This is a genomic window from Mucilaginibacter sp. P4_E8 (assembly GCF_056401495.1).
In genome coordinates, this window is sequence record NZ_JBFUJG010000429.1 from 1 (window position 1) to 795 (window position 795).

At 38.0% G+C, this 795-nt stretch carries 2 protein-coding genes; both read left to right on the forward strand.

From position 1 onward, the window contains the following. On the forward strand, positions 1–394 hold a 394-nt coding region (locus AC1DRQ_RS31920; protein ID WP_477430234.1), incomplete at its 5' end, for a hypothetical protein. Between the two features lie 120 nt (positions 395–514). Next, positions 515–795, forward strand: a 281-nt coding sequence (locus AC1DRQ_RS31925) for a hypothetical protein (RefSeq protein ID WP_477430236.1), incomplete at its 3' end; no start/stop codon positions are given.

Consider the following 795-nt stretch of genomic DNA (forward strand, 5'->3'; position numbering starts at 1 on the left):
TCATCAACCAGTACAATACCCTAAGCAAACCCCGACCTATCAAAAGCCAACAACAAACCCACCAAAAGCTGCCGAGCAACAATCACCTACTTCCCAAGAAGGAATAGTCTACCTGCATACGGTTAACTCTTTCCAAGGCACCGATAAAACAGAAAAATGCAGCAGTGTGTTAGATGAAAGCAGCCAAACCCTAAATCTCAAATCGATTGACCATCCCGCCAATAYGTTTAAATTAATCTATCAAGAGGGTGGAGTCTGCACCTTTCAGTATTACTCCAATGACATTTTAGAAGCAGAAAAGAGCATTCGACGGAGGTCTGACTTAGAGTCGGGAAATGGTACTTTAATTTATACAAGTCGTACTGGTGAATTAATAATATCTCTTTCTTATTAGTATTCAAACAAACGAGGGGTTCTTTGAAATTTGTAAAGAATATAACTGACAGAAGAGCTTACCTCAGGGTAGGCTCTTTACATTATTTATCGATTAGTTAACCACAATAACCTATCCACTATGTCCTACATCATGGCTATAGCCGCTTTTATCTGGCTGATTATTTCCTATTCGAAATCAACCAAAGAGATCATATTAGCTAAATTTATAGTAACAGATGCCTGGATTAACGATGAAGACTTCTCGGCTGTATACGTTTCCAACAAAGCATTCTTTCAGTTTTACACGATTGGCAGAAACACGCCAACGACCTTTGGAGGGGTAATGGATAAAGAAAATATTCAATCCTATGGTTATGTTTATGATATTGATGTTCAGAAGCTAATACAAAAAGAGAGTAG